The 21,829-nt window shown below is 63.6% G+C and carries 22 protein-coding genes and 1 pseudogene; 12 read left to right on the top strand and 11 right to left on the bottom strand.

Annotated features, from left to right (window positions below; genetic code table 11):
• Positions 1-25: 25 nt before the first annotated feature.
• Positions 26-1,135: a DMT family transporter gene (locus NKJ06_RS20030; RefSeq protein WP_352810448.1), complete on the bottom strand. Its 1,110-nt coding sequence runs from the start codon at positions 1,133-1,135 to the stop codon at positions 26-28.
• A gap of 155 nt (positions 1,136-1,290) precedes the next feature.
• Between NKJ06_RS20030 and NKJ06_RS20025 the strand changes: the two genes are divergently transcribed.
• The 5 genes from NKJ06_RS20025 (at position 1,291) to NKJ06_RS20005 (ending at position 5,574) form a co-directional block, all read left to right on the top strand.
• Positions 1,291-3,273, top strand: a complete 1,983-nt coding sequence (locus tag NKJ06_RS20025; RefSeq protein WP_352632640.1) for a BTAD domain-containing putative transcriptional regulator — start codon at positions 1,291-1,293, stop codon at positions 3,271-3,273.
• An 82-nt stretch (positions 3,274-3,355) separates the two neighbouring features.
• A complete protein-coding gene (locus tag NKJ06_RS20020) occupies positions 3,356-3,967 on the top strand; it encodes a rod-binding protein (protein ID WP_352632639.1) in 612 nt (203 codons plus the stop codon).
• Positions 3,968-4,063: 96 nt separating this feature from the next.
• Complete coding sequence (locus NKJ06_RS20015) at positions 4,064-4,489, top strand: hypothetical protein (protein WP_352632638.1); 426 nt, start codon at positions 4,064-4,066, stop codon at positions 4,487-4,489.
• Positions 4,490-4,574: 85 nt separating this feature from the next.
• Positions 4,575-5,090 carry a hypothetical protein gene (locus NKJ06_RS20010; RefSeq protein ID WP_352632637.1) on the top strand — a complete coding sequence of 172 codons (516 nt, stop codon included), beginning with the start codon at positions 4,575-4,577 and terminating at the stop codon, positions 5,088-5,090.
• Between the two features lie 199 nt (positions 5,091-5,289).
• Entirely contained in the window at positions 5,290-5,574 is a 285-nt protein-coding gene (locus NKJ06_RS20005) for an SCP2 sterol-binding domain-containing protein (RefSeq protein WP_352632636.1), read from the top strand.
• Between the two features lie 83 nt (positions 5,575-5,657).
• On the opposite strand, the gene NKJ06_RS20000 is transcribed toward NKJ06_RS20005, so the two are convergent.
• The gene (locus tag NKJ06_RS20000; RefSeq protein WP_352632691.1) at positions 5,658-6,215 is read right to left on the bottom strand and encodes a GNAT family N-acetyltransferase; all 558 of its coding nucleotides are present in this window, start codon (positions 6,213-6,215) and stop codon (positions 5,658-5,660) included.
• Between the two features lie 271 nt (positions 6,216-6,486).
• A complete protein-coding gene (odc2, locus tag NKJ06_RS19995; RefSeq protein WP_352632635.1) occupies positions 6,487-7,620 on the bottom strand; it encodes an ornithine/lysine decarboxylase in 1,134 nt (377 codons plus the stop codon).
• Between the two features lie 538 nt (positions 7,621-8,158).
• Here odc2 and NKJ06_RS19990 point away from each other — a divergent pair.
• The 4 genes from NKJ06_RS19990 (at position 8,159) to NKJ06_RS19975 (ending at position 12,203) form a co-directional block, all read left to right on the top strand.
• Complete coding sequence (locus tag NKJ06_RS19990; protein ID WP_352632634.1) at positions 8,159-9,355, top strand: amidase; 1,197 nt, start codon at positions 8,159-8,161, stop codon at positions 9,353-9,355.
• A 2-nt stretch (positions 9,356-9,357) separates the two neighbouring features.
• On the top strand, positions 9,358-10,257 hold the full coding sequence (locus tag NKJ06_RS19985; protein ID WP_352632633.1) for a LysR family transcriptional regulator: 900 nt from the start codon (positions 9,358-9,360) through the stop codon (positions 10,255-10,257).
• An 87-nt stretch (positions 10,258-10,344) separates the two neighbouring features.
• Positions 10,345-11,013 carry a DUF1007 family protein gene (locus NKJ06_RS19980; protein WP_109659327.1) on the top strand — a complete coding sequence of 223 codons (669 nt, stop codon included), beginning with the start codon at positions 10,345-10,347 and terminating at the stop codon, positions 11,011-11,013.
• Positions 11,010-12,203, top strand: coding sequence for a nickel/cobalt transporter (locus NKJ06_RS19975; protein ID WP_352632632.1), 1,194 nt, complete (start codon positions 11,010-11,012; stop codon positions 12,201-12,203). Before NKJ06_RS19980 ends, NKJ06_RS19975 begins: the two co-directional genes overlap by 4 nt.
• A 25-nt stretch (positions 12,204-12,228) precedes the next feature.
• Here NKJ06_RS19975 and denD read toward each other — a convergent pair whose 3' ends face one another.
• From denD to NKJ06_RS19955, 4 genes are all read right to left on the bottom strand, one after another.
• Positions 12,229-13,206, bottom strand: coding sequence for a D-erythronate dehydrogenase (gene denD, locus NKJ06_RS19970; protein ID WP_352632631.1), 978 nt, complete (start codon positions 13,204-13,206; stop codon positions 12,229-12,231).
• 16 nt (positions 13,207-13,222) lie between these two features.
• Positions 13,223-13,435, bottom strand: a complete 213-nt coding sequence (locus NKJ06_RS19965; protein ID WP_352632630.1) for a hypothetical protein — start codon at positions 13,433-13,435, stop codon at positions 13,223-13,225.
• A gap of 78 nt (positions 13,436-13,513) precedes the next feature.
• A complete protein-coding gene (locus NKJ06_RS19960) occupies positions 13,514-14,491 on the bottom strand; it encodes a cation diffusion facilitator family transporter (RefSeq protein ID WP_352632629.1) in 978 nt (325 codons plus the stop codon).
• A gap of 25 nt (positions 14,492-14,516) precedes the next feature.
• A complete protein-coding gene (locus tag NKJ06_RS19955) occupies positions 14,517-15,203 on the bottom strand; it encodes a GNAT family N-acetyltransferase (RefSeq protein ID WP_352632628.1) in 687 nt (228 codons plus the stop codon).
• A gap of 83 nt (positions 15,204-15,286) precedes the next feature.
• Between NKJ06_RS19955 and NKJ06_RS19950 the strand changes: the two genes are divergently transcribed.
• Complete coding sequence (locus tag NKJ06_RS19950; protein WP_352632627.1) at positions 15,287-16,471, top strand: pyridoxal phosphate-dependent aminotransferase; 1,185 nt, start codon at positions 15,287-15,289, stop codon at positions 16,469-16,471.
• 50 nt (positions 16,472-16,521) lie between these two features.
• Positions 16,522-16,896: a YciI family protein gene (locus tag NKJ06_RS19945; protein ID WP_352632626.1), complete on the top strand. Its 375-nt coding sequence runs from the start codon at positions 16,522-16,524 to the stop codon at positions 16,894-16,896.
• On the opposite strand, the gene NKJ06_RS19940 is transcribed toward NKJ06_RS19945, so the two are convergent.
• The 3 genes from NKJ06_RS19940 to trhO form a co-directional block, all read right to left on the bottom strand.
• Positions 16,897-17,652 carry an SDR family oxidoreductase gene (locus tag NKJ06_RS19940; protein ID WP_352810447.1) on the bottom strand — a complete coding sequence of 252 codons (756 nt, stop codon included), beginning with the start codon at positions 17,650-17,652 and terminating at the stop codon, positions 16,897-16,899.
• A 307-nt stretch (positions 17,653-17,959) separates the two neighbouring features.
• Positions 17,960-18,694: a tellurite resistance TerB family protein gene (locus NKJ06_RS19935; protein ID WP_352810446.1), complete on the bottom strand. Its 735-nt coding sequence runs from the start codon at positions 18,692-18,694 to the stop codon at positions 17,960-17,962.
• A gap of 124 nt (positions 18,695-18,818) precedes the next feature.
• A complete protein-coding gene (gene trhO, locus NKJ06_RS19930; protein ID WP_352632623.1) occupies positions 18,819-19,739 on the bottom strand; it encodes an oxygen-dependent tRNA uridine(34) hydroxylase TrhO in 921 nt (306 codons plus the stop codon).
• Positions 19,740-19,995: 256 nt separating this feature from the next.
• On the opposite strand from trhO, the gene NKJ06_RS19925 reads away from it, so the two are divergent.
• Positions 19,996-20,634, top strand: coding sequence for a 2-dehydro-3-deoxy-phosphogluconate aldolase (locus NKJ06_RS19925; RefSeq protein ID WP_352632622.1), 639 nt, complete (start codon positions 19,996-19,998; stop codon positions 20,632-20,634).
• 114 nt (positions 20,635-20,748) lie between these two features.
• On the opposite strand, the pseudogene NKJ06_RS19920 reads toward NKJ06_RS19925, so the two are convergent.
• Positions 20,749-21,829, bottom strand: a pseudogene (locus NKJ06_RS19920) (DUF882 domain-containing protein); the annotation flags it as partial.

Below are 21,829 nucleotides of genomic sequence, written 5' to 3'. Positions count from 1 at the left end.
TTATTCTCCATCTCCGCCCGCGCGGTCATCGCAGCGGCCTCGCGACACGTCCGGTCGCCATCGACACGGCGACCGCTGGCGGGTCGATCGAAGCCGTCGGCGCCATGCCGGGCGGCGGTCGGGTTGGGACCAAATTCGCTTCACCGGCAAGGGTCATCCCATTCCTCCACTGGACCTGAATTGAGGGCGGGACGATTCCCGCCCAGGCTGCTGGCACAGCCGCAAAGGCAGGCACCGCGTCGAAGGGAATCGGACCGGCCAGCGAGGGCGTGCGTGCCTGCGGCGTTCGGTTCGACATTGCGACGGACAGGATCGCACCGAGAATGATCGCGGCACCCAGTGCGCCCGCGGGTGAGTTCCGTTCGCCGAGGAAGATCGCCGCGCCCAACGCCCCGAAGACGCTTTCGGCACTGACGATCACGGCGGCATGACTGGCCGGGGTGAAGCGCTGGGCGGCAATCTGCATGCCGAATGCGATTGCGGTGGAGAACACGCCGAGGACTGCGTGTTCCGGGCCGGCCGCAAGTGCAGCGGCCAGCGACAGGTTGCCTTGCAGTGCCCCGAACGGCAGGGCAAAAGCGGCGGCGCCGAGGAACTGTGTCGCTGCGGCGGTGAACGGCCGCGCATGGGTCTGCATGTGCCGGCCAAGCTCGACCATCCAGAGCGCATAGCAGGCAGCCGACAGGATGGCGGTGAGATCGCCGCTGCTGAGACCGGCGATCCCGCCGGACAAGAGCATGGCACCGACCACGGTCAGCCCGGCGGCAGCGGTGAGGCTCGCTGTCGGACGTTCGCCGATGAGCAGCCAGGCGGCCATTGGTGTCATCACCGTTGCCGTGCTCACCAGGAAGCTTGCATTCGTGACCGTGGCGCCGAGATAGCAAAGCTGCTGAAGCGTGATGGAGATGGCAAACAGAACGCCCACCCTGGCCAGGCTGGAAAGATAGCCCGGCCCGGCGGGTGGTCGCCTTTCGGTCAAGACGAAAGGTAGCACAAGCAGCCCACCGATCAGGCAGCGCAGGCCGACGGCACTCAGCGGGTCGAGATGAAAAAGCACCGTCTTTTGCGCGACATTGCCGAGACCCCACAAAGCGGCTGCAAACAGCAGCAGCAAATTGGCTCTAGTCTTGGACACCCGCCACCCCCTCGAGCCAAAGCCTGTTGCTGACTCGGTTGGCCCTAATTCAGCGAAGGCTAATTGACCTTGCGTCACGACAGCGCTTGAGTGGGGGGCGCTACAGTTCCGAAGCGTTAGTTTTGAGTTAGAATTTCGTCAGGCTGGAAGAGCAAATGCAAAATGAGGGCAGCGGCGCCAATATAATCTCACTCTTCGGTGGTTTCCGGATCGAAAATGGATCGGCAGATCCGCTCCGGCTGACAGGGAAAAGAGGTCCTGCGATCGTTGCCTATCTGGCCCGGTGTCCAGGCATGGTGGCGACACGGGAGAGACTGGCTGATCTATTTTGGGGTGACAGCGATAGCGAACACTCGCGCAACAGCCTGCGGCAAACGCTCAGTGTCCTGCGTCGGGATCTGTCGCGCGCAGGTGTGGATCTTATCCATTCCCGCGGGGACCTAATCGGCCTCGCGCCAGACGCGGTTCGAGTTGACGTGGAGGAATTCGAAGCAGGCCTCTCGGCCCGTTCCGTGCAGGAACTCGAAAAGGCTCTGGCGAACTACACCGGGCCATTCCTCGACGGGCTTTATCTGGGAAGCAGTGGGTTCGATGACTGGGTCGCATCCGAACGCGACAGGCTGCTGAGCCGCGCACTTGAGGCCTTCGAAAAATTGGCCCGCCTCGTCGACGCGGAAACCGGAGTCATCCTGGTCGATCGTGTTCTGGCCATGGAGCCGACGCGGGAAGAATCCTACCGGCTCAAGATGGAATTGCTACTCGCATGTGGTCAACACGACAGGGCGATTAGGACATACGAGGCCTGTAGAAGCATGCTGAAGAAGGATCTCGGCGTCGACGTCGGCCCGCAGACGCGAGCGCTTTGGCAATCCGTGCTGTCTGCCGTCGCCACGGCCTCAAATGTGCAGTCGGCAAATACGGTTCCAGCCAGCCAGCGCCTCGGGCACCCATCGATCAGCGTTGCCGACTTCATCAATCTGACTGGAAAGCAGGGCGACGATTTTTTCGCCAAGGGACTGGTCCAGGACATCACCACGGCCCTCTCCGAGGTCGCCGACTATATCGTGCTTTCCGCATTTCCACCCGTGGAGAAGAACGGCCCTGCCGAAGAAACCAAAATCCCGGGAATGCTCCGGGCGCAATATGTGCTCAGCGGCAGCGTCCAGAGATCCGGCAATGGGTTGAGGGTGAACATCCAGCTTGTCGATGCCGCCGGCGGCCATAACGTCTGGGCCCAGAAGTTCGACGGCCACTCCGAGAACGCGCTCGAATTCCAGGACAGGATCGCACAGTCTGTTGTTCTGGCCGTGATCCTCGACCTTCAACTGACCAACTGGAAAGTCCGCGACAAGAGCCCGCCTGGCCCCCCGGAAGTGCGCAGGTTGGTGAACGAAGCTCTCATGAAATATTTTGAAATGACCCGGGATTCGCTGTTGGTCGGGATAGAGCTTGCCGAGAAGGCTGTCGCGATAGGTCCCGACAACGCTCGTGCTAAGCGAACGCTCTCGATCGTAATTTCCATGGGCGTGGCGTTTGGCTCGCTGCCCCGGGAGCCGGGGCAGATCGAGCGTGCGGTCGAGCTTGCGGAAGCAGCGGTACGGGCAGTGCCTGACGACGAAATTGCCCGCTGCATCCTGTCATTCGCTCTCGAAAGTTCCGGTCGCATCGACGAGGCGATCGCCGAGTGCCAACATGCGATCAGCCTCAACCCGAGCTATCCGACAGGCCATGGCGACATTTCGATGCTCTTTGCGTTGCGCGGACAGGTCAGCGAAGCAGCGCGTGAGGCCAACGAGGCAATCCGGCTCGGAACGCATGACGTCATCGACTTCTGGCGTCACCATGGCCTGGTTGTCGCACTGTTCGCCGGCGGAGACGATCGGCGCGCCCTCGAAGTCGCGCGCAGGGTGGTCAGGACAAAGCCTGGATTCGTTCGCGGCGCCCTGTACTGGGCTGCTGCCGCGTCGGCAACCGGAAACAACGAAGAGGCCTCGCGGGCCATCCATCATTGCCTGTCACAACTTCCGCATCTCAACCTGGGTAATGTCTGCCCCGGCTTTGTGCCGCGCTATGTGAAGGATCATCATCACGCGAGATTCCTTGAAATGCTGTCGAGGGCTGGCCTTCCTGCTTCCTAGTGGAACCTGGCTACGCGACCGGGATCCGGAGAAACCAGATCAAGCCTGCCGCTTGGCAAGCCTGCCACAAGCTTGTTGAGGCATGGTCTGGCTAAGGAAAACCGACAAAAGGCGGACTTTCTTGGCGATTTCTCCACCCAGCGACATCGTTATGGATGTGGCTCGAGCCGTCGACCCGACGGACATCGAGGCCGCCCGTGCCGCGCTGACGAAGCGGGCCGGTAGTGCTGCGGGCGCGTTTTCGGTCGACAGCGCCGCTTCGGTCGATGCCGGCTCGATCCTGTCGCGCGCCACTGCCGACAAGGCAGCCGCCGCAACCGATCCCGCCAAGAAATTCAAGAAGTTCGAGGCGATGGTGCTGCAGACCTTCATCCAGAACATGCTGCCCAAGGACACCGAAGGCGTCTACGGCAAGGGCCTGGCCGGCGACATGTGGAAATCGCAGCTTGCCGAGCGCGTGGCCGACGTGATGGCCGAACGCGGCGGCATCGGCATCGCCAAGTCGATGCTCGCCGACCACTATGTCGAGGGCAAGCGCATCGTGCCGGTGGGTCCGGTTTCGGGCGGGCCGGAAAAGACCGAGATCGATCAACAGAACAGCCTGTCGACCTCGCTGGTCCACGAATTGCAGCGCAGGGCGGCGCGATCGATCACCGGTGACGAGACCACCGTCAAGACAGACGTCAAGATCTAGAGCATGCCCCGGAACCGGAAACCGGTTCTGGGGAGGATCATGCTTACCAAGCGATAGTGCGTATCCGAGTTCAATCTAACCAGACCGGGATTTCTCATGGCCGACTTTTCGGAATTCACCGCCAACCTGCCAGCACGCACGACCGCGTCGGAAGCGCCGATCCCGTTCGCGCGGCCTGGCAACCTCGCCGCCATCATCGGCCGTATCGAGGAAGTGGTCGAGGAAGAGACGGCCGGCATCCGCAACGCCACCAACTACGATCTCAAGGCATCGAACGCCCGCAAGAGCCGCTATCTCTACGAGCTGACCCGCGCCATGAAGGGCGGCAGCGAAGCCGAATTCCTCGAACAGCACCGCGACGGCCTGATCCGGCTGCGCCAGAAGCTGGCGAAAAACGAGGCGGCGATCCTGGCGCATCTCAGCGCTGTCAATGAAGTCGCCAGCCTGCTGCGGCACGCCATCCAACGCGCGGAAACCGACGGCACCTATTCGGCCGGCGAATTCGGCTGGGCAAAGGCATGATGCCGAGCACAAAGGACACATCAGCGATGCTGCTCAGGCAACAGGGCAGCGTCATGGCGCCATCGCAAGGGAATGACAGGACCCGATGATCAAGGTCATCGCCATCGCCGTCTGGATCTGCGCCGCCACGCTGGGCGCCGTGTTCTATTCGTTCCAGGCGGCCGGCGAGCGTGGCGTCGGCGAAACGCCGAAGCCGATGCTGGGTGGCCTCGACTACGTCAAGACCGACATCATTTCGGTGCCGCTGATCCGCGATTCGCAGATCGGCGGCTATTTCCTGACCAAGCTCGTCTACACGGTCGAACCCGAGCAGATAAAGAAGCTGTCCATTCCGGCGGAAGCGCTGATCACCGACCAGGTCTATTCCTACCTCTATTCCAATCCGCAGATCGACTTCACCAAGGAGGCGACGATTGATCTCGATGCCTTCCGCGCCGCGATCCGCGATACCGTCAACACGCGTGTCGGCACCCCTTTGGTGCATGAGGTTCTGATCGATCAGGTCAATTTCCTGTCGAAGGACGAAATCCGCGACAACTGGCTGCGCCGCAAGAAAAGCGAGACCGCGGCGGAAATGACCAAGGCGTTCAAGGAACACTGAGTTGCCCTGCTCATAGGCCCCGATCACATCGGGGCCTCACCTGCCGCGAGGGCAGGAACCAGCCACCGGAATCCGCGTTGACGTAAACGTCAACCCAAAGCTATATGCGGCAGCGACCATGATCGCGAAACCGCGGCATGGGCTTCGGCTGGATCGAAGCGCCGTTGCGAGACAGATGCAACCAGACAAGGAGAACAGCGTGAGCGTTCAGGAGATTGCCGAGAAGATCAAGTCGCGTGTGGCAAGCAGCGGGTTCGATCGTTCCGTGAAATTCGACACCGGCGGCGACGGCGTCATCGTCATCGACGGTGCGAGCGTTTCGACCACCGACGCGCCCGCCGATTGCACCATCAAGCTCTCGCTCGACGACCTGGATTCGCTGATCGCCGGCGACCTGAACCCGACCATGGCCTTCATGACCGGCAAGATAAAGGTCGAAGGCGACATGACCGTCGCCATGGCCCTCAGCCAGTTGATTGGCTGACCACTTCCAGACAAACAAAACGCCGCCCGACGGGCGGCGTATTGTTTTGAATGAAGACGCGCCACTTCAGGCGGCTTGAGGCATCAGGCCGCCGAATTCAGTTCCTGCGCCTTCAGCTTGCGCCCTGCCGCCTTCAGCGTGCCTTCGACGCCGTCCAGCGTGCCTTCTACCAGTTCCAGCGCCAGCAGGCGGTGCCGCTCATAGGGCCCCGGCATGGCGAGCGAACCGGTCCTGGCGGCGGAGAAGCCGAAGCGTCCGTAATAAGGCGCATCGCCGACTAGCAGGATCGCGGCGTGGCCAAGCCGCGCCGCTTCGGCGACGGCATGGCGCATCAGCGCCGAGCCGATGCCGGCACTCTTGAGCGACGGGTCGACGGCGAGCGGGCCAAGCAGCAGCGCTGCCGGGCCGCCCTCGCCCAACCGCACATCCCACAGCCGCACGGTGCCGGCGACGGCGCCCGACGCATCGCGCATGACGAAGGCCAGGCCTTCCGAAGGCCGGCGACCACGCCGCAGCTTTTCCGACGATTTTGTCTTGCGCTTCGGCCCCATGGCCCGATCGAGCAGCGCTTCGCGCGATGCAACGTCGGTCGCGGTTTCGGCAACAATGGCGATGGCACTCTCCCCCCTCGAGGGGGAGATGTCGCCAAAGGCGACAGAGGGGGTCACCGCGCGTGAGGCGCCGGCCCCAGACAGCGCAAGGGAAGTCGCGGCAGCGGAGGCGACCGCCTCTGGCCGCTTCGCGGCTATCTCCCCCTCGAGGGGGGAGAGCGGCCAGTGTGCGGCGCCATCAACGATGAAATTTGCAATGTCCATTTCCGCAATCCCTAGCGAGCGGAGATCTGTTCCACAGGCGAGCCCGGATGGACGACAGGCGCCCACCTGGGATGATCTGACCGGTTCTCTCGAACCGTCAGATCACGTAGGATCGGAGAGGCTCGAAGCCGTTGAAGGCGACCGCCGAGTAGGTGGTCGTGTAGGCGCCGGTGCCTTCGATCAGCACCTCGTCGCCGATCGTCAGCGACAAAGGCAGCGGATACGGCGTCTTCTCGTACATCACGTCGGCCGAATCGCAGGTCGGGCCGGCGAGCACGCAGGGCGCGGTCTCCGTGCCGTCATGCGGGGTGACTATCGGGTAGCGGATCGCCTCGTCCATCGTCTCGGCCAGGCCGCCGAACTTGCCGATGTCGAGGAACACCCAGCGCACATTGTCGTTGGCGGCCTTCTTCGAGATCAGCACGACTTCCGACTTGATGACGCCGGCATTGCCGACCATGCCACGGCCCGGCTCGATGATGGTTTCCGGGATGGCATTGCCGAAATGCTTGCGCAACGCCGAGAAGATCGCCTGGCCATAGGCTTGGGCGGCCGGCACGTCACGCAGGTAGCGCGTCGGGAAACCGCCGCCCATATTGACCATCTTCAAGACGATGCCTTCCTCGGCGAGCGTCGCGAACACCACCTTGGCGTCGGCCAGCGCACGGTCCCAGGCGGTCAGGTCGGTCTGCTGCGAGCCGACATGGAACGACACGCCATAGGCGTCGAGGCCGAGCCCCTTGGCGTGGCGCAGCACGTCGACGGCCATCGCCGGCACGCAGCCGAACTTGCGCGACAGCGGCCACTCGGCGCCCTCGCCATCAGTCAGCACGCGGCAGAACACGCGCGCGCCGGGAGCGACGCGGGCGATCTTCTCGACCTCTTCGACGCAATCGACAGCGAACAGGCGGATGCCGAGCTGATAGGCGCGTGCGATGTCACGCTCCTTCTTGATGGTGTTGCCGAAGGAGATGCGGTCCGCCGGCGCACCGGCGTCCATCGCCATCTCGACTTCGGCAACGGAAGCGGTGTCGAAGGACGAGCCCATCGCAGCAAGCAGGCGCAGGATTTCCGGCGCCGGGTTCGCTTTCACCGCATAGTAGATTTTCGAATCGGGCAGCGCCTTCTCGAAGGCGCGGAAATTGTCGCGCACGACATCGAGGTCGACGACGAGGCAGGGGCCGGACGGGCGTCGGGTGGCGAGGAAGTCAAGGATGCGCTGGGTAGCCATCGGGTCTCTCCATCAGCGCCTTTCGGCGCGCAATAAGGCTGCGGACGCGGGCTGTCAGCCTCGCGAACACGCGGTGGACAAAGGCGGGACGGAAATCCATGGAACCAGCCGGTGGAGACCCCGGAACCATGAAGCGCCGTCTCGCGGCGGTGAACCTTGGCCTTGCCCGGCCTCGGTTCGCTTTGTCTGCCTTGGCTTGGATGGGAGACCCGTCCGCACTGCCGGCAATGAAGGTGTGCCTCTTCAGTAACCCCGGTCTTTGGACAACCGGCAGAGAACCAGAAAGGCCCGCACCGTCGTTGCTTCAAGGTGTCCTCGGTCTGGCGGTTGGCCGCTAAACCGACTGGAGGGGTTGGCTCCAGTTACCTTACCGATTTCCCTCACCATTCGAGGATCGGCGGACACCCACAGGCACGTGCGACTTTGGGCAAGCGCGATATATGGCTGGTTGCCATCACAATCAATAAAAATCGTATCCCAGGTTGTAAAATTTCTGGCATCGAACGATGTTGCGGCAACCGTATCCGGATATCGAACGATGACAGGCACGCACGGCCCTCTCAACGCCTTTCTCGATCTTCGCCAGATGCCGGTCGCACATGCCGAGCTGGGCCCGCTGGCCGGCCTGCGGCTGGCAGTCAAGGACATCTACGACGTCGCCGGCTACCGCACCGGCTGCGGCAACTTGCAGAAATTCACTGACAGCCACGCCGCCTCGCGCACGGCACCGGCCGTGCAGATGATTCTCGATGCCGGTGCACGCTTCGTCGGCAAGACCCAGACCGACGAGCTTGCCTTCGCGCTGTTCGGCCAGAATGCGCATTTTTCGTTTCCGGTGAACCCGGCAGCGCCCGACCGCGTCACCGGCGGCTCGTCATCAGGGTCGGCGGCGGCGGTGGCGGGCAGGCTGGCCGAGATCGCCACCGGCTCCGACACCGGCGGCTCGATCCGCGCGCCAGCGAGCTTTTGCGGCCTGATCGGGCTGCGCACCACACATGGGCGCATTTCGCTCGATGGCACGATGAAGCTGGCGCCGAGCTTCGACACGTTCGGCTGGTTCGCCGACGACATCGAGACCTATGAGACCGTCGGCAAGCTGCTGCTCGGCCGCGACCCGCACCAGCATACACTGGACCGGCCGTTGGCGCTGGAATGGCTGGACGGGATGGTCGCCCGCCCGGCGCTGGCCGAATATGCCGGAATGAAGGCGCTGGCGAGTGCGGTCTTCAGCACGCCGGCGACGCCGGCAGTGCGCTTCACCTCGTCTCCCGATGAACTCTACTGGTGCTTTCGCCGGCTGCAGGCCAGGGAGGCCTGGGCGGTGCATGGCGAATGGATCACCAGTGGCGAGCGCCACCTCGGTCCCGGCGTTGAAGAACGCTTCGGCTTTGGCCGTGCCGTCGACGACAAGACAGCGGAGGCCGAGAAGGCGCGCCGGCTGACGTTTCGCGGCGAACTGAGTGCCATGCTCGGCAAGGACGGGTTCCTTGTCCTGCCTACGGTTCCGGGCCCGGCGCCATACGTGGACAGTACGACGGAGCAGTTCCAGGCCTATCGCGAACGGGCGCTCCAGCTTCTGTGCCTGGCCGGCCTGTCCGGCTTTCCACAGATCACCTTGCCCATCGGCTCGGTCGCCGGCGCCCCGTTCGGCCTGTCGCTGCTTGGCCCTTCCGGCAGCGACATTGCCCTGATACGGCTCGGCCGGAAACTTCTCGACGCCGCACGAAAGGCCTGACCATGGACACACTGACCCGCATGCGTGCCTTCATCGACGTGGTCGAGGCCGAGGGCTTTTCGGCGGCGGCACGCAAGATCGGCCGCTCCAAGGCATTGCTGTCGAAATATGTGCGCGAACTGGAGGACGAGCTCGGTGCGCTGCTGCTCAACCGCACCACGCGCCAGTTCTCGATGACCGAGGCCGGCCACACCTATTACCGGCGCGCCTCGGAGATCGTGCGCGAGGTCGACAGCCTGGCCGACGCCGTGCGCGAATCCTCCGGCGACGTGCGCGGCCGGATCAAGCTGTCGGCGCCGCGCACCTTCGCCGATGCACCGATCGGCCAGTCGCTGATCGATTTCGCCAAGCAGCATCCCGACATCGTGCTCGACATCCAGCTCGACGACCGCTTCGTCGATCTGGTCGAGGAAGGCTTCGACCTCGCGGTGCGCATCTCGCGGCTGGAGAACTCGTCGCTGATCGCCAGGCGGCTGGCGCCGTTTTCGATAAAGCTATGCGGCTCCCCGGAACTGATAGCCAAGCATGGCATGCCGACACGGCCGCAGGATCTCAGCCGCATGCCCTGCATCGTCGACACCAATGGCCGCGGCCTGAACAACTGGCCGTTCAAGGGCGATAATGGTGATCCGGTGAGCGTTTCGGTGTCGGGTCCAGTCGAGGTCAACAGTCCGATGACGGCGCGAGCCGCGGCCGTGGCCGGATTGGGGTTCACCGTCTTGCCGGATTTCATTGCCGCGCCCGACCTCGCCAGCGGCCAGCTGGTGGCGGTGATGGATGACCGCATCCTATCGGGCGGCGGCATCTTCGCCGTCTACCCGCACCGCCGCTATCTGCCGGCCAAGGTACGCGTTTTCGTCGACTTCCTGGTGCAGTGGTTCAGGACGCGTGAGGTTGCCTGACCCACTTCGGCCGCGTCCGGTCCCAATTTCGCCCCCTTTCTGATAACTCTCGACATCTCTCCGAGGCCAATGGAATCGCGACCGAGAATGCACCTGAAACGGCACGCTATCATGCTGGCTTCGGCCTTGGCGGCGACATTCGCCGCCACCGGACCGGCTGAGGTGCACCCGCACGTCTTCGCCGAAGCCCGCCTCGATGTGATCCTCTCCCCGGATCACCAAAGTGTGAAAGCCCTGCGTCACCTCTGGCGCTTCGACGATCTGTTTTCCTCGACGGTGATGATGGAGTTCGACAAGAACTCCGACCTGAAGCTCGACGACAAGGAGTTGAAGGAGGTCGCCGACACCGTCCATGCCTCGCTGGCCGAGTTCAATTACTTCCAGCTCGTCACAGTCGACGGCAAGGACGTGGCGATGACGCCACCGCCGCATCTGATGGCCAATTTCGACAACGACCAGCTGATCATCCTGTTCGAATCCGAGCCGAAGGTGCCGATCAAGCTCAACGGCAAGATCGATATCGGCGTCTACGATCCGACCTTCTACACGGCGATCGACTTCACCGAAGATTCCAACATCACGGTTGAAGGCCTGCCGTCGAATTGCACCAGCAAGGTGATCCGTCCGGACCCGGACGAGGCAATCAAGGAAAACCAGAAGACACTCACCGATGCCTTCTTCAACGATCCGACCGGCACCGACATGAGCAAGATCTTCGCCACCAAGCTCGAACTGACCTGTCAGCCAGAAGGATGAAGCCGGTGACGAAACCGTCCCTGCGTTTGGCATTCGGCCTGTTGGCCCTCACTGTCGCCATGATGCATTTTGCCAACGCCGCCCATGCCCAGAGTTCGCTCGGCATCGGCGTCAATGACGGCATGGCGCCCACCACCGGCCCCTTCGCCCACCTCCTGATGTGGATCAATCTGCGGCAGCAGGAATTCTATCGCGCGCTGGCAACGGCAATGAAGGCGATGCGCCAGGACGGCAGCAAGATTTGGATACTCGTCGGCCTGTCCTTCGCCTACGGCATCTTCCACGCCGCCGGCCCGGGCCACGGCAAGGCGGTGATCTCGTCCTACATGGTCGCCAACGAAGTGGCGCTGCGGCGCGGCATTCTGTTGTCCTTCGTCTCGGCGCTGCTGCAGGGCCTCACGGCGGTCGCGGTGATGGGGGTCGCCTATTTCGTCCTGCGCGGCACCTCCGTGTCGATGACAGACGCGGCCTGGTTCATGGAGATCATGAGCTTTGTCTTCGTCACGCTGTTTGGCGCCTGGTTGCTGTGGCGCAAGCTCGGCCCTGCCGTCCTGCGCCTGTTTGGCAAAGGCCCACCCTACAGCCTGTCGGCAGCGCACGCCGGACATTCTCATGGTGGCCATTCGCATGCCGGTCATTCGCATGCCGCTCACAGCCATTCGGCGCATGCCCATTCGCATGCGCTGCAGGTGCATGACGATCACGACCATGCGCCTAGCCATTCGCACGATCATCACGACCATGGTGCGCACGGCCATGATCACGGCGCACACGATCATGCGCACCACGATCACGCGGCAGGCGAGGTCTGCGACACCTGCGGCCATTCGCATGCACCCGATCCGGCGTTGCTGTCGGGCGATCGCTTCGATTGGCGCACGGCATGGTCGGCGGTGGCGGCGGTTGGCATCCGTCCCTGCTCCGGCGCGCTGATCGTGCTCAGCTTTGCCCTGCTCAACGGACTCTGGCTCGGCGGCCTGCTGTCGGTGCTGGCGATGTCGCTGGGCACCGCGATCACCGTCTCGGCTCTGGCCACACTCGCGGTGACCGCCAAGAACTGGGCGGTCTATTTCGCCGGCGACGGCCGCATGGGCAACCGCATCCACTCGATCGTCGAGATCGGCGGCGCCGCCTTCGTGTTCCTGTTCGGACTGTTGCTTTTGTCGGCGAGCCTGGCATCAGGCGGGTGATTTTCCCCACCGTAGTGCTGCAGGTTTAACTCGCGATCTTGCCGCCGAGTTCATCCTCGATGTGAGCGCGGATGATCTCATCGAAACTCTTTTCGGCGACAAAGCCGAGTTCCCTCGACCGCCGCGCCTCGAACCGGGTCGGCCAGCCCTTGACGATCGCCCAGATCGTCTCGTCCGGCTCCTCGCGGATCAGGCTTGCCACCTTCGGCCCGGCGATGCGTTCCAGCGCCTCGATCTGCTCGCCAACGGTGACGGCTACGCCGGGCATCGTCAGATTGCGGCGCGGCCCGACAGCGGCGCCATCGATCTCCGCCGCATGGATCAGGAAATTGACCGCCGAACGCGGGCTGGCGTGGGTGTGCACGACGGAGCGCGGCACCGGCAGGATCGCCTCGTGGCCGCTCAAGGGCTCGCGGATGATGCCGGAGAAGAAGCCCGACGCAGCTTTGTTCGGCTTGCCTGGCCGCACGCAGATGGTCGGCAGCCTGATGCCGATGCCGTCGAAGAAACCGCGCCTGGTATAGTCGGCCAGCAGCGCTTCGCTCATCTGCTTCTGGGTGCCGTAGGAGGTCAGCGGCGTCGGATGGAATTCGTCCGGTATGACATCCGGGAACGGCGCGCCGAATACCGCGATCGACGAGGTGAAGACGACGCGCGGTGCAAAGCCCGCCAGGCGAATGGCATCGAACAGCGCGCGCGTGCCGTCGAGATTGACGCGGTAGCCGAGTTCGAAATTCGCCTCCGCCTCACCCGACACGATGCCGGCGAGATGGAAGACGATATCGGGGCGCGATGCGACCAGGCGTTCAGTGGCACCCGCCTCGGCAAGATCGCCGGTGTGGAGGGTGATGCTGACCCCGTTCATGCTAGGTGCCTGCGGCGGCACGATATCGTGCAGGTCGAGCGCGATGATCTTGCCGCCGCGCAACGTGCCGTCCTTGGCCAGCCGGGCGATGAGCTTGCGGCCGACCATACCCGCGGCGCCGGTGATCAGAATGCGCATGTCGAAAATCCCTTGCCTATTTACCCTGGTTTTTGCGCTGGTTGCGGGCCCGCAGCCAGAACACCGAGAAGAACGCCAGCACGAAGACGATGCCAAAGGCGCCGGCCAGCACGGTCGAAAGGCTGCCAAGAGCCAACATTACGGTCGGCAGATAGTAGGCGCCGATGCCGAACAGAAGCATGATCCACACCGCTGCGATGGCCGCATTTCTGGTGTCGCGATCCATCACGCCGCGTCCGGGCAGTGGGCGTTCATCAAGCTGGTTTTCAAGGTTTGGAACTCCTGAGGCAGGACCAATCGATCGGTCCTAGTGATGGTGGTCGTGATGCGCGGCCGCTTCATGCCGGTGGTCGTGGCCGTGGCTATCGTCGGCGCACTGTCCGAATTCCGGTTCCACGGTGGCATGGCTGATGCCGTGCTCGCTGGCAAGCCGCTTCTTGACGGCGCTGACCGCCTGATAGGCATCGACGCCCTCATCGAGGCAGGCATGCAGCGTCGCCATGTTGCTGGTCCCGTCGAGCGACCAGACATGCATGTGATGCACTTCGCGCACGCCCTGGATCGTCGCCTCGATATCCCTGGCGATGAGATCGCGATCGAGGCTTGGCGGCACGCCCTCGAGCAGGACATGGGCGGCTTCACGCATCAGCGACCATGCCGTGTAGAGGATCAGCAGCGCAACCAGGACCGACAGGATCGGGTCGATCGGCGTCCAGCCTGTCGCCAGGATGACCAGCGCGGCAGCGATGGCCGCGGCCGAGCCGAGCAGGTCGCCCAGCACATGCAGGATGGCGCCGCGCATGTTCAGGTTCTCGCGATCGCCGCCATGCAGCACGAAGAACGAACCGATATTGACCAGCAGGCCGAGGATCGCCACCACCAGCATCGGCCCGCCAAGCACCGGTGCCGGCGCCTGCAGGCGCCCCCAGGCCTCGTAGACGATCCACAGCGCGATGACGAAGATGGCAACGCCGTTTGTATAGGCCACCAGCGTCTTGATCCGGCCGAAGCCGTAGGTGAGGCGAACGGTCGCCGGACGCCCCGCAAGATGAAACGCATACCAGGCAAGGCCGAGCGCGATCGCATCGGCGAGCATGTGGCCGGCATCGGCCAGCAGCGCCAGCGACCCGGTGAGGATGCCGCCAAGCGCTTCGGCGACCATGAAGCCGCCGGTCAGGCAGGCCGCGATAAGCACGCGTTTCTTGTCGGTCGAACCATGTACATGACCGGGCCCATGATCGTGCCCAATGTGATCATGCCCGCTATGATCGTGGGTGTGGGCCAATGGCAACTCCGTTACGCGCCTGATCTCACGCCCCAAACTGCGCGCGAAAATCCTCGAGCCGTCGCTTCTGCTGGCCGTCGCCATCGAAATTGGCCGGATCGAGCCACGCCTCATAGGCCTTGCGCAAGGCCGGCCACTCCTTGTCGATGATCGAATACCATGCCGTGTCGCGGTTTTCACCCTTGACGATGAGATGCTGGCGGAAAATGCCTTCGAACTTGAAGCCGAACCGTTCTGCCGCCCGCTTCGATGGCTCGTTGCGGTTGTTGCATTTCCATTCGTAGCGGCGATAGCCAAGCTCGTCGAAGATGTATTTCATGAACAGGAACTGCGCTTCGGTCGCTCCCGGCTTGCGCGAGATGAGTGGCCCCCAATAGATGTTGCCTATCTCGATGACGCCGTAGGCCGGATCGATGCGCATCAGCGTCTGGCGTCCGGCGACCTTGCCGCTGGCCTTGTCGATGACGGTGAAGAACAGCGGATCCTCGCTGGCCTCGACCTTGTCCAGCCATGGCTGGAAGGCGGCACGGGTCTCCGGCGGATAGTCGGGCAGCCAGGCGAAGCGGCCGTCGACATCGGATACGGAGGACGCTTCATAGAGACCGTCGCCGTGTTTTGCGGCACTCAGCGGCTCAAGCTGGACGTACCGGCCGTCGATGACCTTGCGCTCGGGCCGCGGGCGCGGTTGCCAGTCTTTGAGATTTTCCGACACCAAGAACTCCAATCCGTTTGACTTTTGCGGCCCGAGGCTCACAAAAACGCGACCCAACAGCAAGAACCACACGGACGGGAAAAATGCTCCACACGATTTCGGCCTTCGACCGTCTCGGCGAAGAAAACGCCTTTGCCGTGCTCGCGAGGGCCACAGCGCTTGCCCAACAGGGCCGCGACATCGTCAATCTCGGCATCGGCCAGCCCGACTTCAAGACGCCGCAGCACATCGTCGAGGCGGCGATCAAGGCGCTGCGCGACGGCCACCACGGCTACACGCCGGCCAATGGCCTGTTGGCGACGCGCGAGGCGGTGGTGCGGCGCACGCTGACCACTACTGGCGTCGAGGTGTCGCCCGAGACGGTGATGATCCTGCCCGGCGGCAAGCCCACCATGTTCGCCGCGATCCTGATGTTCGGCGAACCTGGCGCCGAGATCCTCTATCCCGATCCCGGCTTTCCGATCTATCGCTCTATGATCGAGTTCACCGGTGCAGCACCTATTCCAGTGCCGATGCGCGAGGAAAACGGCTTTGCCTTCTCCGCCGAGGAGACGCTGGCGCTGATCACCTCGAAAACCAGGCTGTTGATCCTCAACTCGCCGGCCAACCCGACCGGCGGCGTCACCCCGCGCGCCGAGATCGAGAAACTGGTCAAGGGGCTGGAGGCGCATCCGCACGTCGCCATCCTCTCCGACGAGATCTACGACGTCATGACCTATGATGGCGAGACGCATTGCTCCCTGCTTGGCTTTCCCGAGATCCGCGACCGGCTGATCGTGCTCAATGGCTGGTCGAAGACCTGGGCGATGACCGGCTGGCGCATGGGCTGGTCGATCTGGCCGAATGGCGACAAGGGCGCCCATCTCTACGACAAGGTGCGCAAGCTGGCGGTCAATTGCTGGTCCTGCGTCAACGCGCCGAGCCAGTTTGCCTGCATCGCGGCCATCGACGGCCCGCAGGACGACGTCGACAAGATGATGCGTGCCTTCGACCGCCGCCGGAAGATCGTTGTCGAGGGATTGAACGCCCTGCCCAACATTTCCTGCATCACGCCCAAGGGCGCGTTCTATGCCTTCCCAAACGTCTCGAAGACCGGCTGGAAAGCAAAGAAGCTCGCCTCGGCGCTGCTCGACGAGGCCGGCGTGGCACTGATCGGCGGCCCCGATTTCGGCATTCTCGGCGAAGGCTATATCAGGCTCTCCTACGCCAATTCCGAGGAGAACATTTTGCGCGCGCTGGAGCGGATCGGAGCGTTCCTGGCGAAATGAGCCATCCGAAACGTCCTTGGCCGTTCACGACAAGACAGAGGTGACATCAGATGTTCTACGCAATCCTTGCCTATCACGTGGAAGACGCGATCAAGGCACTGACGCCGCAGGAAGATGCCGCTCTGATGGCCGAACTGCTCAAGATACATGATGGGCTCTACGCCGACGGCAGCCTCGGACCTTCGGCGCGGCTTGGGGCGACACAATCCGCCTTCACCTTGCGCGGGCCAGGCGAGGGAACCGTCATTGACGGGCCATTCGCCGAGACCAAGGAACAGCTTCTCGGTCTCTATGTCGTCGACTGCGCGACGCGCGACGATGTGATCGCCATCGCGCGCGACTTTCGCCGCGTCAATCCAACCGCCGTCTACGAGATCCGTCCCGTCGCGCTCTACCTGCCCGGCGGGCCGTTGGCCGGGAACTAACTAACCACGTCCCACAAACGGCATCTTGGTCGCCATCACCGTCATGAACAGCACGTTGGCGTCGGGCGGCAGGCTGGCCATGTGGACGACGGCGTCGGCAACGCGCTGAACGTCCATCACAGGCTCGGCGGCGATCAAGCCATTGGCCTGCGGCACGCCGACCGTCATCGGCTGCGCCATGTCGGTCAGTGCATTGCCTATGTCGATCTGGCCGCAGGCAATGTCATAGGGCCTTCCGTCCAGCGCCAGCGTCTTGGTCAGCCCCGTGATGGCATGCTTGGTCGCGGTATAAGGCACCGAGCCTGGCCGCGGCGCGTAGGCCGACACCGAGCCATTGTTGATGATGCGGCCGCCCATCGGCCGCTGCTTGCGCATGGCGCCAAAGGCGGCGCGGGCGCACAGGAACGAACCGGTGAGATTGACGCCGACGATATCGTTCCACACCTCGATCGGGATCTCGTCGATCAGCGTCGATTTGTAGCCCATGCCGGCATTGTTGAAGAGCAGGTCGACGCGGCCGAAGGCCCCCGCCACCGTCTCGAACAGATCATCGACCTCACTGGGCCTGCTGATATCGCAGGCAACCGCCAATGCCTTGGCATCGGTGCGGCCAACTTCGGCGACCGCGGCATCCAGCACCGACTTGCGGCGCCCGCAGAACACCGTGTTCCAGCCGGCCTTGAGCAGCGCCGTGGCGACGCTCTTGCCGATGCCGGTGCCGGCGCCGGTGACGATGGCGGTTCTTTTTACGATCATGGCTGTTGTCCTCCGGCAATGACGCGCGCTCGCACTATTTTCCGGGTTTGCGCAAGAAGCAAAGGCATCGCAAATGACGGCGGCGATGGCAAGCCGAAGCACAAAGCATGATCCGAAATTGGGATCCGATTTTGCTGGAGATCATGCTCAGGCGAGCAGATCGTGCCGACAAAAAGGGCGGTCATTGGCGACCGCCCTGATCTGAACCGGGCTTGGGAGGAGGAAAGCCGATCCGACTGGTTAGAATGATGCGCTTGCTGGGTTAACGAAAGGTTAACGCAAAACAGGCCGCCTGTGCCGTTTTGGCCTACCAGCGCGGATTGGGTGAAGTTCCGGCCTTGGCCGGCACCTTGGCTGCCGAAACCGTCGCCTCGACATGATCGACCAGCGCATCCGGCAGGCCAAGCCGGCCGGCCAGCAGGTCGAGGTAGCCGCGCTCGGCGCGTGTGTCGGGATCGATGGTCAGGCGCGATGCGGTGTAGAGTTCGAGCTTCTGCTCATCGGTCTTTGCGCCGGCCACCAGCGCATCGAGGTCGAGCGGGCTCGCCAGCTCCGCCATCAGGAATTTTTCGGCATCGGAGCCAATTCCCGAAAGGCTCAACTTGCCGGCGATCTTCTGGCGCTCGTCATCGTCGATACGGCCGTCGGCCTTTGCTGCCGAGATCATTGCCCGCACCAGGGTCAGGGTGAATTCATCCTCGCCTTGCGGTGCCTGCGACGGGTGGAACGCGGTGTCCTTGGGCGGCGGCAGCAGTTCCGGCTCGGTGGCCGGCGCCTCGGCCGGTGCATTGCCGGCCTTGTAGTTCTGGTAGGCCTTGTAGGCGAGGCCGCCGATCGCGGCCAATCCACCGAGCTTCACTGCGGTGCCCGTCACCTGGCGGCCAGCACCGGTTCCGAGCAGCACTGCAGCGAGCGCGCCGGCAGCCAGCGGATTGTCCTTGGCCATCTGCACAGCCTGACCCGCCTTGTCGCGAACGGTGCCGCTGGTGCCGGGGATTTGCGAACCGAGCAGATCGTCGAGAAGCTTCTTGGGATCGAACATTCAATGCCTCCAGGATTTGCCCGGCCGAACGGGCAGGTTTCGAACGTCGAAGACGTAGGTCCCGAACCCTTGCATTACAATGACAAACCGTCGCTTTGCCGGAGCTGTCGATAACAGCGCCAACCTAAGATCCGATGTGCGGATCCCTGCCCCGCGCCCGCGCAAGCTCGACCTGCCGCTGACGCTCGGCATAACGCTGGCGGTCCTCGTTTGAACGCGCATCGAAGCAATGCGGGCACGAAACACCGGCGGCAAATCTGGGCGATGTCAGGTCGCTCGGCGTCAGCGGATGGCGGCAGGCGCGGCAGAGTTCCGCCTCGCCCTCGGCGAGGCCGTGCGACACCGAAACCCGTTCGTCGAAGACGAAGCACTCGCCTTGCCACAGGCTCTGTTCGGACGGAACCTCCTCGAGGTATTTGAGGATGCCGCCCTTGAGGTGGAACACGTCCTCGAAGCCGAGCGATTTGACGTAGGCGGTCGCCTTTTCGCAGCGTATGCCGCCAGTGCAGAACATCGCGACCTTGCGGCCTTCCAATTCCGCCCGATGCGCTTCCACCCAGGCCGGGAACTCGCGAAAGCTGGCGGTGGCGGGGTCGACCGCGCCTTTGAAGGTGCCGATCGAGACCTCATAGGCATTGCGGGTGTCGATAACGATCGTATCGGGCTCGGAAATCAGCGCGTTCCAGTCGGCAGGCGCGACATAGGTGCCAGCGCTCGTCGCCGGATCGATATCCGCGACACCCATGGTGACGATCTCGCGCTTCAGCCGCACCTTCATGCGATGGAACGGCATTTCCGCGGCTACGCTGTATTTGACCTTGAGGCCGGCGAGTCCTTCGACGGCTTCGAGATACTCGATCAGTTCGGCAATCGCCGTTTCACTGCCGGCGACGGTGCCGTTGATGCCTTCATGCGCCAGAAGCAGCGTGCCCTTGATGCCGCGCCCACAACAGAACGCAGCGAGCGGCGCGCGCAGTTCCTCGAAGGCGTCGAGCCGGGCAAACTGGTAGAGCGCGGCGACGCGAAAGGGCAGAAGTGATATCATTGCCGAAGCCACTAAACGCTCACGCAAGCCGATTCAAGGCAGAGCCGGAATCCCGGCAAGCGTCGACTGCGCGTGACATCGCGACACGCTTCGTTTCATGGACAGAAAAACACCCGTCTGCTAATCGGTTGAATTGTCCTAAAGCCCGTCGCGCCGAAACGAATTCATGCGATGCGCTTTAGGTCTTTGTTTATGCATGTCGTTTCCCAAACCCGGGTCACTTTTGGGCGACATGCACTAGGATACGGAGAGACAGATGCCCAGCAAGACCGAAAACCTCCTGTCGCTCCTCAACGGCCAGCCGGTCATCCCGGTGCTGAAGATCTCCGATGTCGCCGACGCCGTGCCGCTGGCACGCGCCCTGGCACGCGGCGGCCTGCCGGCAATCGAGATTACGCTGAGGACCGCCGATGCACTGGAAGCGATCCGGCGGGTGGCTGGTGAGGTCGAGGAAGCCGTCGTTGGCGCCGGCACCATTCTCGATATCAGGCAGTTCGAAGAGGCAGCGAGCGCAGGCTCGCGATTCATCGTCAGCCCCGGCATCACCCGCGAGCTTCTGGCGGCAGCCGCCGACAGCGATGTTCCGCTGCTGCCCGGCGCCATCACGCCAGGCGAGATCATGGCGGCGCGGGAAGCCGGCTTGCGTTTCTTGAAATTCTTCCCGGCCGAGCAGTCGGGCGGCATCGCTTCGTTGAAGGCCTTCGCCTCGCCGCTGGCCGATGTGAAATTCTGCCCGACCGGCGGCATCACCGGCAAGAACGCGGCCGATTATCTCAGCCTGCCCAACGTCGTCTGCGTCGGCGGCTCCTGGGTGGCGCCGGACGATTTGGTCAAGGCTGGCAAATGGGACGAGATCGAAGCCCTGGCGCGCGCGGCGAGCAAGCTCGCGAAATAAGGCCTCGCGACATGAAATAACCCGGCCGACTTGCGTCGCAGTGTGGCAGCGCCTCGCCGCGCAACAAAAAGCCGCGCTGGTTGCCCGGCGCGGCTTCGTCGATTGATTGGTCCGTTACTTCGTCTGGAAGCGTGCGACCGACAGGAACTTGACCGCGTTGCCGGTGAAGCGGTTGGCATCGGCCACATCGTTGCCTGGCTGGAAGCCGGCCGTGTAGACCTCGCTCGGCGGCGTGTGCACGATATTGTAGGCGTAGCCCGGCGCCGTCGTGGAACTTGAAACAGCGGCGACATTCTCACCACTGGTCAGCGCCCAGCGGGCGGCCTGAGGTGCTGCGGCAACCACCATCGCCTTGGGGCCTGGCTTCAGGTCACGGGCCGTAGCCCTCGATTCCTTGCGGGTCGTCTTCACGCCGGCGCCGATCGCGGCGGCCGGATCGGAGCCGGCCGGGCGGGCAACGACAGCGTCGCGCGGCGATGCGGCATCAGTGCCCGACGGATCGTTGAACGCCGAACGCGGCTCGGACTCGGACAAGGAAGCAATCTGATATTCGTCGGCCGCGCCGACCTGGGCATTGGCCTCGTCGAGCACGGCCTTGACAGCGTCCGGCCTGGCCATCTCGGGGCGCGCCGTCGGCAGCACCGAGAACGCATCGGTGGCGGTCTTGCCGTGCTCAGCCGTATCGGCCAGCGCCATCAGCACATCCTTGCTGGGCGGCGCAGCCAGAGCGGCCGGCAGCGAAGTTTCGGGGCGCCAAGTCGGCAGCGGTACGTTGTTGACGGCAATTTGGGCCGGATCAGCCGAAGCCGTCGCATCGGCCATGCCGAAAGGAACGGTCGCCGGCGCATGTGCTGTCGCCACGGCCTGCTCGGTGGTGGCTGTCGCATCCGCCATCGCAAAAGGAACGTTCTCAGGCGGCTGGGCGCCGACATCGGCTTTCGGCCGCGGTGCGAAATCAGGCAACGGAATGCTGCGTGCCGGCAATGCCGCGATGATCGTCTCCGGCGTGTCCTGTTCCGGCTCCGGAGCCTGCTCGTCGGCAATCTGCGGAATTTCGGCGCGCTGCGCGTTCTCCGGCGCCACGATGGCGATGCCCGGGAGGTCGCTGGCTTTGGCGGCCGCTGCCGGCTTCAGGTTTCTCGCCTTGGGTGGAGGTGCTGCCGAAACGGTCTCGACATCGGCGCTGTCATCGGCC

The sequence above is a fragment of the Mesorhizobium sp. M0293 genome, assembly GCF_040321735.1.
In the GTDB taxonomy this organism is placed as follows: domain Bacteria; phylum Pseudomonadota; class Alphaproteobacteria; order Rhizobiales; family Rhizobiaceae; genus Mesorhizobium.
The sequence above is the reverse complement of the archived record's forward strand: the minus strand, read 5'-3'. Positions and strand labels throughout refer to the sequence as shown.

Bases quoted from the DNA above. Each gene is read 5' to 3' on its own strand.
- NKJ06_RS20025 (WP_352632640.1), top strand. From the start codon at position 1,291: ATGCAAAATGAGGGCAGCGGCGCCAATATAATCTCACTCTTCGGTGGT.
- NKJ06_RS20020 (WP_352632639.1), top strand. From the start codon at position 3,356: ATGGTCTGGCTAAGGAAAACCGACAAAAGGCGGACTTTCTTGGCGATT.
- NKJ06_RS20015 (WP_352632638.1), top strand. From the start codon at position 4,064: ATGGCCGACTTTTCGGAATTCACCGCCAACCTGCCAGCACGCACGACC.
- NKJ06_RS20010 (WP_352632637.1), top strand. From the start codon at position 4,575: ATGATCAAGGTCATCGCCATCGCCGTCTGGATCTGCGCCGCCACGCTG.
- odc2 (WP_352632635.1), bottom strand. From the start codon at position 7,620: ATGGCTACCCAGCGCATCCTTGACTTCCTCGCCACCCGACGCCCGTCC.
- NKJ06_RS19990 (WP_352632634.1), top strand. From the start codon at position 8,159: ATGACAGGCACGCACGGCCCTCTCAACGCCTTTCTCGATCTTCGCCAG.
- NKJ06_RS19985 (WP_352632633.1), top strand. From the start codon at position 9,358: ATGGACACACTGACCCGCATGCGTGCCTTCATCGACGTGGTCGAGGCC.
- NKJ06_RS19980 (WP_109659327.1), top strand. From the start codon at position 10,345: ATGCACCTGAAACGGCACGCTATCATGCTGGCTTCGGCCTTGGCGGCG.
- NKJ06_RS19975 (WP_352632632.1), top strand. From the start codon at position 11,010: ATGAAGCCGGTGACGAAACCGTCCCTGCGTTTGGCATTCGGCCTGTTG.
- denD (WP_352632631.1), bottom strand. From the start codon at position 13,206: ATGCGCATTCTGATCACCGGCGCCGCGGGTATGGTCGGCCGCAAGCTC.
- NKJ06_RS19950 (WP_352632627.1), top strand. From the start codon at position 15,287: ATGCTCCACACGATTTCGGCCTTCGACCGTCTCGGCGAAGAAAACGCC.
- NKJ06_RS19945 (WP_352632626.1), top strand. From the start codon at position 16,522: ATGTTCTACGCAATCCTTGCCTATCACGTGGAAGACGCGATCAAGGCA.
- NKJ06_RS19940 (WP_352810447.1), bottom strand. From the start codon at position 17,652: ATGATCGTAAAAAGAACCGCCATCGTCACCGGCGCCGGCACCGGCATC.
- NKJ06_RS19935 (WP_352810446.1), bottom strand. From the start codon at position 18,694: ATGTTCGATCCCAAGAAGCTTCTCGACGATCTGCTCGGTTCGCAAATC.
- trhO (WP_352632623.1), bottom strand. From the start codon at position 19,739: ATGATATCACTTCTGCCCTTTCGCGTCGCCGCGCTCTACCAGTTTGCC.
- NKJ06_RS19925 (WP_352632622.1), top strand. From the start codon at position 19,996: ATGCCCAGCAAGACCGAAAACCTCCTGTCGCTCCTCAACGGCCAGCCG.